The organism is Pantoea sp. ME81, assembly GCF_903970985.1.
GTDB classification, from domain to species: Bacteria; Pseudomonadota; Gammaproteobacteria; order Enterobacterales; family Enterobacteriaceae; genus Pantoea; species Pantoea communis.
The window spans coordinates 1-15162 of record NZ_CAJCKS010000119.1 but is presented as its reverse complement, the minus strand read 5'-3'; the positions used below and the strand labels follow the sequence as shown (position 1 = coordinate 15162).

Annotated in this window: 13 protein-coding genes and 1 pseudogene; 5 read left to right on the top strand and 9 right to left on the bottom strand. The window is 55.2% G+C overall.

What is annotated here, in order from left to right:
- Nucleotides 1–174: 174 nt before the first annotated feature.
- Nucleotides 175–1485: pseudogene (locus tag H7A81_RS18965) on the top strand (type VI secretion IcmF C-terminal domain-containing protein); the annotation flags it as partial.
- Between the two features lie 108 nt (nt 1486–1593).
- Here H7A81_RS18965 and nth read toward each other — a convergent pair.
- The 9 genes from nth to ydgT form a co-directional block, all read right to left on the bottom strand.
- Entirely contained in the window at nt 1594–2226 is a 633-nt protein-coding gene (nth, locus tag H7A81_RS18960; RefSeq protein WP_182058390.1) for an endonuclease III, read from the bottom strand.
- A complete protein-coding gene (locus H7A81_RS18955; RefSeq protein WP_097119808.1) occupies nt 2223–2924 on the bottom strand; it encodes an electron transport complex subunit E in 702 nt (233 codons plus the stop codon). The genes nth and H7A81_RS18955 overlap by 4 nt, the downstream gene beginning before the upstream one ends.
- On the bottom strand, nt 2921–3553 hold the full coding sequence (gene rsxG, locus H7A81_RS18950; RefSeq protein WP_166931562.1) for an electron transport complex subunit RsxG: 633 nt from the start codon (nt 3551–3553) through the stop codon (nt 2921–2923). The genes H7A81_RS18955 and rsxG overlap by 4 nt, the downstream gene beginning before the upstream one ends.
- Before the next feature lie 2 nt (nt 3554–3555).
- On the bottom strand, nt 3556–4614 hold the full coding sequence (gene rsxD, locus H7A81_RS18945; RefSeq protein ID WP_182058389.1) for an electron transport complex subunit RsxD: 1059 nt from the start codon (nt 4612–4614) through the stop codon (nt 3556–3558).
- Nucleotides 4615–7152, bottom strand: coding sequence for an electron transport complex subunit RsxC (gene rsxC / locus H7A81_RS18940; RefSeq protein WP_182058388.1), 2538 nt, complete (start codon nt 7150–7152; stop codon nt 4615–4617). It abuts the gene before it with no gap.
- Nucleotides 7145–7723 carry an electron transport complex subunit RsxB gene (rsxB, locus tag H7A81_RS18935; protein ID WP_034827415.1) on the bottom strand — a complete coding sequence of 193 codons (579 nt, stop codon included), beginning with the start codon at nt 7721–7723 and terminating at the stop codon, nt 7145–7147. Before rsxB ends, rsxC begins: the two co-directional genes overlap by 8 nt.
- The gene (rsxA, locus tag H7A81_RS18930) at nt 7723–8304 is read right to left on the bottom strand and encodes an electron transport complex subunit RsxA (protein ID WP_034827413.1); all 582 of its coding nucleotides are present in this window, start codon (nt 8302–8304) and stop codon (nt 7723–7725) included. Before rsxA ends, rsxB begins: the two co-directional genes overlap by 1 nt.
- Nucleotides 8305–8427: 123 nt before the next feature.
- Nucleotides 8428–8871, bottom strand: a complete 444-nt coding sequence (locus H7A81_RS18925; RefSeq protein WP_034827411.1) for a DUF2569 domain-containing protein — start codon at nt 8869–8871, stop codon at nt 8428–8430.
- Between the two features lie 101 nt (nt 8872–8972).
- Complete coding sequence (ydgT, locus tag H7A81_RS18920) at nt 8973–9188, bottom strand: transcription modulator YdgT (RefSeq protein ID WP_034827409.1); 216 nt, start codon at nt 9186–9188, stop codon at nt 8973–8975.
- A gap of 675 nt (nt 9189–9863) precedes the next feature.
- On the opposite strand from ydgT, the gene ytfQ reads away from it, so the two are divergent.
- The 4 genes from ytfQ to yjfF are packed head-to-tail and all read left to right on the top strand — an operon-like array spanning nt 9864 to nt 14389.
- Nucleotides 9864–10820 carry a galactofuranose ABC transporter, galactofuranose-binding protein YtfQ gene (ytfQ, locus tag H7A81_RS18915; RefSeq protein ID WP_160867209.1) on the top strand — a complete coding sequence of 319 codons (957 nt, stop codon included), beginning with the start codon at nt 9864–9866 and terminating at the stop codon, nt 10818–10820.
- A gap of 56 nt (nt 10821–10876) precedes the next feature.
- Nucleotides 10877–12397, top strand: coding sequence for a galactofuranose ABC transporter, ATP-binding protein YtfR (ytfR, locus tag H7A81_RS18910; protein ID WP_182058387.1), 1521 nt, complete (start codon nt 10877–10879; stop codon nt 12395–12397).
- A complete protein-coding gene (ytfT, locus tag H7A81_RS18905; RefSeq protein WP_058962433.1) occupies nt 12390–13406 on the top strand; it encodes a galactofuranose ABC transporter, ATP-binding protein YtfT in 1017 nt (338 codons plus the stop codon). Before ytfR ends, ytfT begins: the two co-directional genes overlap by 8 nt.
- Nucleotides 13403–14389 carry a galactofuranose ABC transporter, permease protein YjfF gene (yjfF, locus tag H7A81_RS18900; RefSeq protein ID WP_038647220.1) on the top strand — a complete coding sequence of 329 codons (987 nt, stop codon included), beginning with the start codon at nt 13403–13405 and terminating at the stop codon, nt 14387–14389. Before ytfT ends, yjfF begins: the two co-directional genes overlap by 4 nt.
- The last annotated feature ends 773 nt before the right edge of the window (nt 14390–15162 follow it).

Below are 15162 nucleotides of genomic sequence, written 5' to 3'. Positions count from 1 at the left end.
TATCTATGTTGTCGTTCTTTGTCGGTTACTGTTGTCGCGTATTCATACTTCTATCTTTATTGTCGTTGAGCTCTACCTACCGCGGCCGCGGCTTACCTGTTTTGTCCACTCTTACGCCGCCCGCCGCGATCCACACCAGGGCGTACACTCTTTCCCTACACGACGCTCTTCCGAGCGCTGCGCCTGCACCCTGCTCCGACATTGTCAGACGCGATTGACCAGCTCACGCTGATGGCAGATGTGCGCCAGTCACCGCTGGTGGCGCTGATGAATACGCTCAACGTGCAGGGACGGACCGGGCAGAGTGGGGATGCTATTGCTGACTCGCTGGTGAAGTCTGCGCAGAACTTACTCAGCCGGGAAAAGCGCCCTGCCATTGACCAGAACAGCGGCCCGAGCGGCCCACTCGATGCGACTTTCGGCCCGCTGCTGGCGCTGACCGACAGTCAGGGCAGCAGCAGTATGAACCTGCGCACCTTCCTGACGCGCGTGACTCAGGTGCGTCTGCGCCTGCAGCAGGTCACCAACGCAGCAGACCCGCAGGCCATGACGCAGACGCTGGCGCAGACGGTATTTCAGGGGAAAACCGTGGACCTGACTGACACGCGTGATTACGGCAGCCTGGTCGCCGCCGGACTGGGGCAGGAGTGGAGCGGTTTCGGACAGACGGTGTTTGTGCGCCCGATGGATCAGGCCTGGCAGCAGGTGCTGATGCCGGCTGCGGGCAGCCTGAACGCCCAGTGGCAGCAGGCGGTGGTGAACGAGTGGAACAGCGCGTTTGGCGGTCGCTATCCGTTTAAAAATGTCAGCAGTGAGGTGTCACTGCCGCTGCTGGCGAAATATCTGAACGTAGAGAACGGACGCATCACCCGCTTCCTGCAGTCGCGTCTGAGCGGCGTGCTGCACCGCGAAGGCACCCGCTGGATACCGGACAGCATCAATGCTCAGGGGCTGACGTTTAACCCGGCTTTTCTGCAGGCGCTTAATCAGCTTAGCCGGATTTCTGACGTGGTGTTTACCCGCGGCGAGGCCGGGCTGCACTTTGAGCTGCGTCCTGGTACGGCTGCAGACGTGATGCAGACTGACCTGATTATCGACAGCCAGAAGCTCACCTACATGAATCAGCAACCGGTGTGGAAACGCTTCACCTGGCCAGCTGACACCGAAGCGCCGGGCGCGTCGCTGAGCTGGATAAGTACGAAGGCCGGCACCCGCCAGTATGGTGATATGCCAGGGAGCTGGGGCCTGATTCGCCTGCTGGATAAGGCTCAGGTCAGCGCTAATCCGGGCATTAGCAGCAGCTGGCGGCTCACCTGGCAGGCTCCCGACGGCCGTCCGCTGAACTACATTCTGCGAACAGAAGCGGGTGAGGGGCCGCTGGCGCTGCTGAAGCTGCGCAACTTCACGCTCCCGGCGGACATATTCATTATCAGTGACACCCCGGACGTGCCGGATGAAACCTTTGTCAGCGAGGAAGACTCATGACCCTGCAATCCCTGATTAACGCCTGCGGTGCGGATGAGAACCATCTTCGCGCGCTGGCGACGGAGTCAGTCTTTCTGTGGGAGCCGTGGCTGAAGCCCCTGGCGGACACTAAGACTCTTTAGCGTCGAACTCACACAAATCTTCAATCAGGCAGGAGCCGCAGCGTGGTTTACGTGCCACGCAAGTATAGCGGCCGTGCAAGATTAACCAATGGTGGCAATCGACTTTAAAGGCAGATGGCACCACTTTGATCAGTTTATCTTCCACTTCTTCGACATTCTTGCCGGGCGCGAAGCGGGTACGATTGCTGACGCGGAAAATATGCGTATCCACGGCAATGGTCGGCCAGCCAAAGGCGGTATTCAGCACCACGTTGGCGGTCTTGCGTCCGACGCCAGGCAGGGCTTCTAATGCCGCGCGATCTTCCGGTACTTCACCACCGTGCTGCTCAATAAGAATGCGGCAGGTTTTAATGACGTTTTCCGCTTTGCTGTTAAATAGGCCGATGGTTTTGATGTACTCCTTCACGCCATCAACACCCAAAGCCAAAATAGCGGCGGGGGTATTTGCCACCGGATACATCTTCGCCGTGGCTTTATTCACGCTGACATCCGTGGCCTGCGCGGACAGCAGCACCGCAATCAGCAGTTCAAACGGCGAACTGAAGTACAGCTCCGTGGTGGGATGCGGATTGTCATCACGCAGGCGCGTGAGAATTTGCAGTCGCTTTTCCTTGTTCACACGGCCTTCCCAGTTTCACCTTGTGGCGCGGCTTCAGGTTCAGCAGCGCGCAGGGCGGCTCGTTGCTTCATTTTCTGATCAATCAGATATTTACCGGCCAGCAGCATGCCTAAGCCAATAAAAGCTCCAGGCGGCAGCATCGCCAGCAACATCGGTGAATCGAAATGGAACACTTCAATGCGCAGCGCTTTGGCCCAGGGGCCCAGCAGTTGGTCAGCACCGTTAAACAGGGTGCCGCTACCGATCAATTCACGAATCGAACCTAGCGTCACCATCGCGCAGGTCGCGCCCATACCAATGGCAAATCCATCCAGCGCCGAGAGCGGGATGCTGCTTTTCGACGCCACCGCTTCCGCGCGGCCCACCACAATACAGTTGGTCACGATCAGGGGAATAAAGATTCCCAATGACTGATACAGCCCGTAAGCGTAAGCATTGATCAGCATCTGCACGCAGCTCACTACCGAAGCGATGATCATGACGTAAATAGGAATACGGATTTCCGCCGGCACCCAACGACGCGAGGCGGAGATAGCGCTGTTGGTGATGGTTAACACCAGCGTGGTGGCCAGGCCAAGGCCGAGGGCGTTAGTGGCGGTTGAGGTCACGGCCAGCAGCGGACACAAGCCGAGCAGCTGCACCAAGGCGGAGTTGTTCTTCCACAGGCCGCCAACCAACAGGGATTTTGCTTCACTCATGGTGCATCTCCACATTCGGGCAGCGAAGAGAGCTTCGCTGGCAATGTTTCAATCAGTAATGCGGTACGTTTAGTGGCATTCACCACTGCGCGCGGGGTAATGGTCGCGCCGGTAAATTGATCAAATTCACCGCCGTCTTTTTTCACCGCAAAGTTCTTGTCGTCGGCACCGTGCACCACTTTGCCGTTAAAGCTGTTGATCCAGTCGGAAATGCGCAGTTCAATCTTGTCGCCCAGGCCAGGCGTTTCATGGTGTTCCACCACGCGGACACCTAAGACTTTGCCGTGAAAATCGGCACCGACCAGCATCTGAATCGCACCAGAATAGCCGTCTGGCGCGGTAGTCTCAAGCGCCGCCGCGACGGGTTTATCACCTTTACGCGCCAGATAGAGATGATGCGGCTGGTTATTGCCTAATGCCGCTGCATCGGTCACCAGGAAACACTCTTGCTGAATGTGGTTGTCATACATCTCGGTGGGCACCACCTGATCGAGCAGGTTTTTTTGCTGCAGTGCCGTCTGATGTTCCACCGTCGGCTTGGTAACATAGTTCACCACCGCAGTGACGCCGGTGGTGATCACTGCAAACGCCGCCAGCGTCACGGCATTTTTACGAATAGCATCGAACATCATTAATCCTTGCGATGGCCGTAAACGCGCGGCTGAGTGTAGTAATCAATCAGCGGCACGCAAATGTTCGCCAACAGAACGGCAAAGGCCACACCGTCCGGATAACCGCCAAAGCTGCGAATCAGCCACACCAGCAAACCAATCAGTGCACCATACACCAGGCGACCACGGTTGGTGGTCGAGGCGGTGACCGGATCGGTGGCGATAAAGAACGCGCCGAGCATGGTTGCGCCAGAGAACAAATGAATCAGCGGCGAGTTCAGCGATTCCGGTGAAAACAACCAGCCAAGGGTTGCGCAGAAGGCCAGCGACACCAGGAAACTGACGGGTATGTGCCAGCGAATGGCATTTTTTGCCAGCAGCAGCATACCGCCCAGCAGATAGCCAAGGTTAATCCACTGCCAGCCTAATCCCGCCAGCACGCCGGTATAAATCGGCTCAGACAGTAACTGCTCAGCACTGTGCCCGGCCCGCAAGCCGGTTTTAAAGGTATCCAGCGGCGTGGCCTGGCTGATGCCATCCACCCCGAGCTGCAACTGCTGCATGGTTTCACCGGCCAGCGTGTGATTGGTGAAGATCATGCTGAGGGAATCCAGCAGGCCGGGTTTGATTGCCTGCAATGTATCCGGCGGCAACCAGCTGGTCATCTGCACCGGGAAGGAGATCAGTAAGACCACATAACCGACCATCGCTGGGTTGAAGGGGTTTTGACCCAGGCCGCCATACAGTTGTTTCGCGATAACAATGGCAAACACGGTACCAATGACCACTAGCCACCAGGGCGCCAGCGGCGGCAGACTGATGCCGAGCAGCAGCGCGGTGAGCAGGGCGGAGTTATCCGCAAGTGTTGGAACCACGGGTGTTTTGCGCAGACGCAAAATGGCGCCTTCGGTGATCCATGCGGTGGCGGTGGCCAGCAAAACCTGAATCAGAAAACCCACGCCAAAGAAATACCACTGCGCGGCCATACCCGGCAGCGCAGCCAGTACCACCAGCAGCATGATGTTGCCGGTGCTGCGGCGATTGTGGGTATAAGGGGAACTTGCGATACGAAAAGCCATTTAATCCTCAGTCGTCGAAGGCTGCTGCTGCGCTTTACGCGCTTTGGCACGGGCGACCGCGGCGGCAATGGCCGCTTTTCGTGGGTCGGCGGAGTCAGGAGAGGCAGCAGCCTCTACTTCAGAAGATGATTCAGGTGCGGCTTCAACAGCTGCAGGAGTTTGTTCGGCAGCTGCTGCGGCTTTCTTCGCCTTAGCGCGCGCAATGGCCGCTTCAACCGCGGCTTTACGCGGATCGATTTCAGCGGCAGGTGCTGCATCAGCAAGCTCAGACACTTGTTCACCAGAAGCCGCCGCAGCTTTCTTCGCTTTAGCACGGGCAATAGCGGCTTCAACTGCTGCTTTGCGAGGATCAACCTCAGCGGTCGGTGCTGCATCAGCAGGTTCAGACGCTTGTTCGCCAGCAGCAGCGGCTTTCTTGGCTTTAGCACGGGCAATAGCGGCTTCAACTGCTGCTTTGCGAGGATCAACCTCAGCGGTCGGTGCTGCATTAGCAGGTTCAGACGCTTGTTCGCCAGCCGCAGCTTTCTTCGCCTTAGCGCGCGCAATGGCGGCTTCAACTGCCGCTTTACGCGGATCAACTTCAGCGTCCGGGGCTGCTTTAGCAGATGCAGGCGCTTGTTCGCCAGCAGCAGCGGCTTTCTTCGCTTTAGCGCGTGCAATGGCGGCTTCAACCGCCGCTTTACGCGGATCAACTTCAGCGGCCGGGACTGCATCAGCAGATGCAGGCGCTTGTTCGCCAGCAGCAGCGGCTTTCTTCGCTTTGGCGCGCGCAATGGCGGCTTCAACCGCGGCTTTACGTGGATCAGCCTCAGCAACAGGTGTTTCAGCAACGTCGCTGATCGGTTGCTCAGCCACACCAGACTTCTTCGCCTTAGCTCGTGCAATGGCCGCTTCCACCGCTGCTTTACGCGGATCGCCAGACTGGCGACTCAGCGCCTGCGTTTCAGACTGTTTTTCCGCCTGCTGAGCTAACGCCTGTGCATGGCGAGCCTCACGCTCGGCAGTTTCCTGTTCCGGTGTTTTGGCGGCACGCGCCTTCACGCGAGCAATCGCCGCGTCACGTTCACCCTGATCGCTACGTGCCACACGCTGTTTAGCTTCTTCATGACGCGCTTCACGCGCCAGTTTTTCCCGCTCTAAACGCGCCTGACGCGCTTCAAAGCGCGCTTTAGCTTCGGCGGTGCGCTTCGCTTCGAGATCGATAGCGCGCAGCTCTGCCTTCTCCTGGCGATAATATTGCACCAGCGGAATATTACTTGGGCAGACGTACGCACAGGCACCGCACTCAATGCAGTCATCGATATTGTGAGCGCGCGCCTTCTCATGATCGCCGCCCTGGCTGTACCAGAACAGCTGCTGAGGCAGCAGTTTCGCCGGGCAGGCATCCGCACAGGCACTGCAACGAATACAAGACTGTTCTTCTTCGTTATTGCCCATTTCACTGGCAGAAGGTGCCAGAATGCAGTTAGAGATTTTAACCAGCGGCACATTCAGTGACGGCAGCGTAAAACCCATTAGCGGGCCGCCCATGATCACCATCTGACGCGAACCCGGTGCGAAACCCACATGGTGCAGCAGATGGCTAACTGGCGTACCCAGGCGTCCCCAAACGTTACGCGGCTGCGCAATGGCTTCGCCGGTCAGGGTAACGACGCGTTCGGTAATCGGCTCGCCATCGATAATGGCGCGTTTTACCGCCCAGGCCGTACCGACGTTTTGCATCAGCACGCCAATATCGGTGGAACGACCGCCGTGCGGCACTTCAACGCCAGTAAGAATCTGGGTCAGTTGTTTAGCACCGCCAGAAGGGTATTTGGTGGGGATGACACGCAGTTGCAACTCGCGGTCACCACCCAAAGCCTGCTTCAGCGCTGCAATCGCTTCGGGTTTGTTATCTTCGATGCCAATCAGCACACGCTCAGCCTGCAATACCCAGGCGAGGATACGACAACCTTCCAGCACTTCAGCCGCGCAGTCCTGCATCAGACGATCATCGGCGGTGATGTAAGGTTCGCACTCTGCGGCATTGATAATCAGGGTTTTGACGCCGCGCAATCCGCCACGTAGCTTGGTGGCGGTCGGGAAGCCTGCCCCCCCCAAACCAGCGACGCCTGCCTCATGGATGCGCTTGACGACATCTTCACGAGTAAGCGAACGGAAGTCAGGTTGCGGATCGAGCGTGGTCCAGCGATCTTCACCATCGGCGCGCAGGAAAATGCACAGTTCGGAAAGACCCGAAGGGTGCGCGGTCATATGTGGCGCAATCGCTTCGATGGTGCCGGAGGTCGGTGCGTGCACCGGCAGCATGCGTCCGCTGCCAAACGTCAGCGGCTGACCACGCAAGACGTGATCGCCCGGTGAGACGCAAATCTCTCCTTCATGGCCGATATGCTGTTTTAACGGAATGATGAATTGTTCAGGCAGCGGTAACTGGCTTAACGGCGTGCCGTTAGACTGTGTTTTCATTTCCGGCGGATGAATGCCGCCCTGGAAATCCCACAGCTTCTCTTTACGGAACAGTTTTAACAAATTAAGCATGAGTTTCTACCGGGATCACCCGTACAGGAATGGTTTCGAGATCCCATTTCCAGTTGGCCGTGGTCGTGGCAACCGGACGCATTTCAATACAGTCGGTCGGGCAGGGAGCAACACACAAATCACAGCCGGTACAGACATCGCTTAGCACGGTATGCATGGCACGGGTCGCACCGACAATCGCATCTACCGGGCAAGCCTGAATACATTTGGTGCAGCCGATGCAGTTGGCTTCATCAATCCAGGCTACCGTACGGATCGGTTCCTGCACTTCCTCACCGCCATCAAGCGGTTGCGGTTCAACGTTCAGCAGTGCGGCCAGCTTGAGCATGGTCTGCTCGCCACCGGGGGCGCATTTATTAATGGCTTCACCGTTATTACCCACGGCATCCGCATACGGACGGCAGCCGGGATAACCACATTGGCCGCACTGACTTTGCGGCAGAATACTGTCGATCTGTTCAACGATCGGATCTTCTTCCACTTCGAATCGGCGCGAGGCGTAACCGAGCAGGGCGCCAAAAACCAGGCCCAGCGCAGCAATAGCCACAATAGCAATCCAAATCGCGGTCATTAGAATTTCACCAACCCGGTAAAGCCCATAAAGGCCAGCGCCATCAAACCTGCGGTGACCAATGCAATCGAGTTGCCCTTAAACGGCGCAGGGACGTTGGCCAATACCAGACGTTCACGCATGCCGGCGAACAGCACCATCACCAGCGAGAAGCCAAGCGAAGCACTGAAACCATAGACCGCAGCCTGCATAAAGGTATGGTTGAGATTGACGCTCAGCAAAGGAACACCCAGCACCGCACAGTTAGTGGTAATTAGCGGCAGGAAGATACCCAGCAGTCGATAGAGTGACGGACTGGTTTTGCGCACCACCATTTCGGTGAATTGCACCACCACGGCGATCACCAGGATATACGCCAGGGTTCGCAGGTACACCAGATCGAGCGGCACCAGAATCAGATGGTTCACCAGCCAGGCACAAATCGACGCCAGGGTGATCACGAAAGTGGTGGCGAGTCCCATGCCAATGGCCGTTTCCAATTTTTTTGACACGCCCATAAAGGGGCATAGGCCGAGAAACTTCACTAATACGAAGTTATTCACCAGCACGGTGCCAATAAAGAGAAGTAAGTAATCGGTCATTTTTTAACCTGGGAAGCCGAAAGGCGTCTATTATCCGGAATTGAGAGGTGCATCTCAACCTCTACACAAAATCTGTGGATGTTGAGAGCACGCAGAATTAAATTCCTGACGAAACTCGCGCCGTTATGGCTGGATAAACGTCTCTTTCACACGTTGAGAACGTTTGAAGTACGGCACAAAGACCGCCGCCGCCAGCAGCGACAACAGCAGCGTTTGAATGGCTTTATTATCCGCCACCGGGGTGAAAGCGAACGTTTTCAACGCCAGTAACACCGTCATCAGCAACCACAGGATGTAATGACGCGGTAGACGGCGCGAACGTTTACAGAACATCCAGCAAACCCAGATACTGTAGACCCAAACCACGCCTGCGGTGAGCAGGGAAATCGCCCATTGCGTGAACAATTGGCTGGCATGAGTGAACAACGTGGTACGCAATTCTGTATCAAACAACGGGCTCAGATACATGGCCACCACCAGCGCACTGGTCAGCATCGTCATAATCAACCAGGCTAGCGGCAACAACAGCCAGCCAGCAATACGCGGCGGGTTTACCGATTCGGTCATCTTGCGGATCCTGTAGCGAAATTAAGAAGGCGTTGTATGTCCAAACGGGGCACGCCCGACATGGACAACGCAATAGTGCAGAAAAAGGCGGGGAAAACCCATTACATTACGTAGCGCCAGACTGATTTCGGCACGCGGCCCATATCATAAAGGCGGCCGCCGGAAACAAGTTCAGCACGACGATGATCGGCAGCGCGATACATATTGATGATGTCATTGTCATCGGTCAGCGAATAATTAAGATGGTCGTAGAGTTTTTCCAGACTATCGAGATTATTCACTTTGCGGAATTTCAGCAGGTAATCTAGCGCAGTCATGATTGCCATTTAAAAATAAAGTGCTCGGAAGTGCCCAAGTATAGGGAGCACACTGACAGAGTCCATACGCCAGCGTTAAAAAAATTCAAAAATCAGACAACGTGAGCTAATTCGCTCATCAAAAGACATTTTTTCTTCATTTTGCCGTTTTAAACGCGCATTTCCAGACGGGATTAAGACAAATTCAACCCTGACAGACGGCATAATGTGAAAAAAGCTCACACCCTTAACGCAAATGAAAGTTGTCATTTTTTATCAGGCTTAGTGCACTGACTTTCATTCATATAAGACGTTTATTAGGCCGATTTATGTCGAACAGTTCAGCAATGGCATCTACATGCTTTGAAACTTTAAATCATGTAGTGTGCGAATAATCACAAAACTGATCATTGCTTGTGCCCGCAGTCGATAACCATTCTTTACGCAGCGGCTGTAATCGCTTCCAGTAGCCACCATCCTAACCGATTCTGTTTATTACATTTATTTAACCGACACTGAAATAAATATCAGGCAAATTGTCCATATGGCTGGTATGACTTCTTACATGGATAATTTCGTAACTCCTTTAATTCATTCTATTTTGTGAGGCATGTCGCGCTTGTTTTCTCGCTTTTGCGCCAGGCTTAATCTGCGTTTTGTACCCCTACAGCACACTCCCTTCAGAGGAATGAAATTATGTGGAAACGTTTACTCTTAACCGCCATGGTCAGTTCAGCACTCAGTGCTTCGGTACTTGCCGCTGACATGACGGTGGGCTTCTCACAGGTTGGCTCGGAGTCTGGCTGGCGTTCAGCAGAAACCAACGTGGCGAAAAGCGAAGCGCAAAAGCGCGGTATCACGTTGAAAATCGCCGATGGTCAGCAGAAACAGGAAAACCAAATCAAAGCGGTGCGCTCGTTTATCGCGCAGGGCGTTGACGCCATCTTCATCGCCCCGGTAGTACAAACCGGTTGGGAACCGGTGCTGGAAGAAGCCAAAGACGCCAAAATTCCGGTGTTCCTGTTAGACCGCGCCATTGTGGTGAAAGATAAGTCGCTGTACATGGCGGTGGTGACCGCAGACAACGTGCTGGAAGGCAAGTTGATCGGTGACTGGCTGGTGAAAACAGTCGGTGACAAGAAGTGTAATGTGGTTGAGTTACAAGGCACCGTGGGTGCCAGCGTAGCCATCGACCGCAAAAAAGGCTTCGCCGAAGCCATCGCGGGCCACAACAACATCAAAGTGATCCGCTCGCAGTCCGGCGACTTCACCCGTAGTAAAGGTAAAGAGGTGATGGAGAGCTTTATCAAAGCGGAAAACAACGGCAAGAACATCTGCATGGTGTATGCGCACAACGATGATATGGCGATCGGCGCCATTCAGGCCATTAAAGAAGCGGGTCTGAAGCCAGGCAAAGATATTCTGACCGGTTCTATCGACGGCGTACCGGATATCTATAAAGCGATGCTGGCGGGTGAGGCCAATGCCAACGTAGAGCTGACGCCAAACATGGCGGGTCCGGCATTCGATGCGCTGGAGAAATTCAAAAAAGACGGCACGATGCCACCAAAAATCATCAAAACCGAATCGAAACTGTATCTGCCAGACTCAGCGCAGGCACAGCTCGACACCAAAAAAGGCATGGGTTACTGATCCCCGCAACCGCCCTTCGGGGCGGTTTTTCATGACGTAAGGCGAGGTAGAACCTGATGAGCACTGCAGATGCATCCGCACTCCTGACTCTCAACGGTATCAGCAAAGGTTTCCCCGGCGTGAAAGCGCTGGATAATGTGTCGTTCAGCATTCGCAAAGGCGAGATCATGGCGCTGCTGGGCGAAAACGGCGCCGGGAAATCCACGCTGATTAAAGTGCTGACCGGCGTGTACACCCGTGATGCAGGCACCATCACCCTGAATGGCACTGCCATTTCACCGCACAATACCGCCGATGCACAGCAAATGGGCATCGGCACGGTTTATCAGGAGGTGAATCTCCTGCCGAATATGTCGGTAGCAGACAATCTCTACATCGGCCGCGAGCCGCGCCGTTTCGGTATGATCGACCGCAAACGTATGGTGCGCGATGCCGATGCGCTGATGCGTAACTACGGTTTTGCTCTCGACGTGACGCGTCCCCTGGGCCATTACTCGGTGGCGATGCAGCAGATCATTGCGATTTGCCGCGCCGTGGATCTCTCCGCACAGGTGTTAATCCTCGATGAACCCACCGCCAGCCTCGATGCCAGCGAAGTGGAAATGCTATTCACCCTGATGGCGCAACTGAAAGCCAAAGGGATGAGCCTGATTTTTGTGACTCATTTTCTCGACCAGGTATATCGCATCACCGATCGTATTACCGTTTTGCGCAATGGCCAGTTTATAGCCACGCGTGATACGGCATCGCTGCCGCAAATCGAATTGATCAAACTGATGCTGGGGCGCGAGTTACTGGAAACTGCCTTGCAGCGTCAGGGCAGCACGCTGAAAAGCAACCAACCGGTGGTGTCATTCAAAGACTACGGCAAGAAGGGCACCATTGAGCCTTTCGACCTGGAAGTGCGCCCGGGAGAAGTGGTGGGCTTAGCCGGCTTGTTGGGATCGGGGCGCACGGAAACCGCCGAAGTGCTGTTTGGTATCCGTCGTGCGGATCGGGGTACTGCCACCATCAAAGGCAAAGTACAGCATATTCGGACACCGTCTAAAGCCTCCCATCTGGGCATGGGGTTCTGCCCGGAAGATCGTAAAACCGACGGTATTATCGGCGCTGCATCGGTGCGCGAGAATATTATTCTGGCGCTACAGGCCCAACGCGGCTGGCTGCGACCGATTAAACGGCGTGAGCAGCAGGCCATCGCCGATCGCTTTATCAAAAGCCTGGGAATTCGCACGCCACATGCCGATCAGCCGGTGGAATTACTCTCCGGCGGTAATCAGCAGAAGGTGCTGCTGTCACGCTGGCTGGTGACGAAGCCGCAATTCTTAATTCTCGACGAACCGACGCGCGGCATTGACGTCGGTGCACATGCCGAGATCATTCGTTTGATTGAAACCCTGTGCGCCGATGGACTGGCGTTACTGGTTATCTCCTCTGAACTCGAAGAGCTGGTGGGCTATGCCGACCGCGTGTTGATCATGCGTGATTTGAAGCAGGTGGCTGAAATCCCGCTGGAGCAGCTGTCGGTGGCGTCGATCGTCAATGCCATCGCCGATGGAGGAGCACAACATGCTTGAATCCCCTATGACACATCCAAAACCTGAACGGCGTAAGCCGAAGTTACCGCCAGGCATGCCGCAAATCGTCGCGCTGATTCTGGTGCTGTTGGTGGATAGCCTGGTCGCCAACAATTTTTTTGCCGTGCATATTCAGGACGGCCGCCTGTTCGGCAGCCCGATTGATATCCTCAACCGCGCTGCACCCGTCGCCTTACTGGCGGTCGGTATGACGTTGGTGATTGCCACCGGCGGGATTGATTTGTCTGTCGGCGCGGTGATGGCGATTGCGGGGGCGACAGCGGCCACGTTAACCGTTGCGGGGCACAGCCTGAGTTTTATTATTCTCGCCACACTCGGCACCGGTCTGGCCTGTGGCTTGTGGAACGGCGTGCTGGTGGCGCTGCTGAAGATTCAGCCGTTTGTTGCCACGTTGATTCTGATGGTGGCCGGGCGCGGTATCGCTCAGCTGATTACCCAAGGTCAGATTGTGACCTTTAACAGCGACAGCCTCGGCTGGTTTGGCAGCGGCTCGCTGTGGATGCTGCCGGTTCCGGTGTGGATAACGCTACTGGTGGCACTGTTAGTGTGGCTGCTGACGCGCAAAACCGCGCTGGGCCTGTTTATCGAAGCGGTGGGGATTAACCTGCGCGCCGCACGTAATGCCGGTGTTAACGGATGGTTAGTGGTGATGTCCACCTATGCCATCAGCGGTGTGTGTGCGGCTGTCGCGGGCCTGATCGTGGCCGCAGACATTCGGGGTGCCGATGCCAACAATGCCGGACTATGGCTGGAGTTGGATGCCATTCTCGCTGTGGTGATTGGCGGTGCATCATTGATGGGCGGGCGTTTTAATCTGGTGTTGTCGCTGGTTGGCGCGCTGATTATTCAGTCGATGAACACCGGTATTTTGCTGTCTGGCTTCCCGCCGGAGCTGAATCAGGTGGTGAAAGCGGTGGTGGTGATGTGTGTGCTGTTGCTGCAATCACCGCGCTTTATCGCCATGCTGAAAGGGAGACGTCCAAAATGATTAAACGCCATCTGCCATTAATGATTACGCTGCTGGTGTTTGTCGCCGGTTATCTGTTCTGCCTCAGTCAGTTTCCCGGTTTTGCCTCGACTCGCGTGATCTGCAATATCCTGACCGATAACGCGTTTCTCGGCATTATCGCCGTGGGCATGACGTTTGTGATTTTGTCAGGCGGTATCGATCTGTCAGTGGGGGCCGTTATCGCCTTTAGCGGTGTATTTTTGGCGAAAATCATCGGTGATTATCACGTCGATCCGATTCTTGCCTTCGCGATTGTGCTGGCGATGGGAGCACTGTTTGGCGCCATGATGGGCTGGCTGATCGATGCGCTGAAGATCCCGGCCTTTATTATTACCCTGGCGGGGATGTTTTTCCTGCGCGGCTGTAGCTATCTGGTGTCGGAGAATTCGATTCCCATCGATCATCCGCTGTATTCCACACTGTCGAGCCTGGCGTGGAAGATTCCCGGCGGCGGGCGTCTTAGTTTGCTGGCAGTGATTATGCTGGTAGTGGTGATTGGCGGCATTATCCTCGCGCATCGCACGCGTTTTGGTAATCAGGTGTATGCGATTGGCGGCAATCTGACATCAGCGCAGTTGATGGGCGTTTCGACGCGCGCCACCACCATCAAGATTTATATGCTTTCCACCACCCTGGCGACACTGGCGGGGATTGTGTTCTCGATCTATACCTCAGCAGGCTATGCCCTGGCAGGTTTGGGCGTGGAACTGGACGCGATTGCCTCGGTAGTTATTGGCGGCACCTTGCTGTCCGGTGGTGTCGGCACGGTACTCGGCACGCTGTTTGGGGTGTTGATTCAGGGGCTGATTCAGACATGGATTAACTTCGACGGTACGTTGAGTTCCTGGTGGACAAAGATCGCCATCGGTATTCTGTTGTTCGCGTTTATCGCACTGCAGCGCCTGCTGACCGTGATGTGGGATCGCCAGAAGAATGCGCCGGTTAAGCGTTTAACTTCGTAGTCGTGAGTGGGATGTTTAAGAGGTGCGCAAATTGGCGCACCTTTTTTGTTTTGGGGCGTCGATTCGAGGATGTTGGAGGCTTGGTGCTCAGAATGGTGGATATTGGGTGGGGATTGCAGGGGTTGGCGCTTATATTTTGAATGTAAGGTAGGGTTGCTGAAAGTTTTGTGCATAGCCCCATTAAGGCCAGCCCGATCGCAAAGGAACCCCGCATCCATGCAGATCGACCGCGCCATCCCTGGCGCGAACGCTTTGCTCTTCGGGCTGGCCTTTATGGCGCAGTTGGGACTGTCATTGCTGTAGTCCGTGCAAACTTGAAAGTTCTGTTCAGTACTGGACCAATAAAACATCGCACCAAGCCTCCGTATAGAGACAACGGTGGTCAGGGCTGTTATTGCTGTAGTCAGTGTAAACATGAGCGTTCGATTCAAATTCAGCGCCAAAAAAACCGCAACGAACTTGCATAAAGGAGACAAAGGTGGGTAGTGGAGTAAAGCGTACGCCGCATGGATGCGGCGTCCGAGGCTACAGGGATGTATTCACGCCGACTTTACGTAACGCCCACCTTTGTCGACTGGACCGCACGTTTTTAGTCACAACGCCCACCTTTGTCGACTGGACCGCACGTTTTTAGTCACAACGCCCACCTTTGTCGACTGGACCGCACGTTTTTAGTCACAACTATAAATAATTCCGATGAGACCCACTCCATCAAATCTGCTGCCTTTGATCCTAAAAAATACTATTCTGTCAATGAACATTACTTATTGAAG

Coding starts and splice junctions, on each gene's coding strand:
- ytfQ (WP_160867209.1), top strand. CDS start 9,864: ATGTGGAAACGTTTACTCTTAACCGCCATGGTCAGTTCAGCACTCAGT.
- H7A81_RS18925 (WP_034827411.1), bottom strand. CDS start 8,871: ATGACCGAATCGGTAAACCCGCCGCGTATTGCTGGCTGGCTGTTGTTG.
- rsxG (WP_166931562.1), bottom strand. CDS start 3,553: ATGTTCGATGCTATTCGTAAAAATGCCGTGACGCTGGCGGCGTTTGCA.
- rsxB (WP_034827415.1), bottom strand. CDS start 7,723: ATGACCGCGATTTGGATTGCTATTGTGGCTATTGCTGCGCTGGGCCTG.
- rsxD (WP_182058389.1), bottom strand. CDS start 4,614: ATGGCTTTTCGTATCGCAAGTTCCCCTTATACCCACAATCGCCGCAGC.
- ytfT (WP_058962433.1), top strand. CDS start 12,390: ATGCTTGAATCCCCTATGACACATCCAAAACCTGAACGGCGTAAGCCG.
- ytfR (WP_182058387.1), top strand. CDS start 10,877: ATGAGCACTGCAGATGCATCCGCACTCCTGACTCTCAACGGTATCAGC.
- H7A81_RS18955 (WP_097119808.1), bottom strand. CDS start 2,924: ATGAGTGAAGCAAAATCCCTGTTGGTTGGCGGCCTGTGGAAGAACAAC.
- ydgT (WP_034827409.1), bottom strand. CDS start 9,188: ATGACTGCGCTAGATTACCTGCTGAAATTCCGCAAAGTGAATAATCTC.
- yjfF (WP_038647220.1), top strand. CDS start 13,403: ATGATTAAACGCCATCTGCCATTAATGATTACGCTGCTGGTGTTTGTC.
- rsxA (WP_034827413.1), bottom strand. CDS start 8,304: ATGACCGATTACTTACTTCTCTTTATTGGCACCGTGCTGGTGAATAAC.
- rsxC (WP_182058388.1), bottom strand. CDS start 7,152: ATGCTTAATTTGTTAAAACTGTTCCGTAAAGAGAAGCTGTGGGATTTC.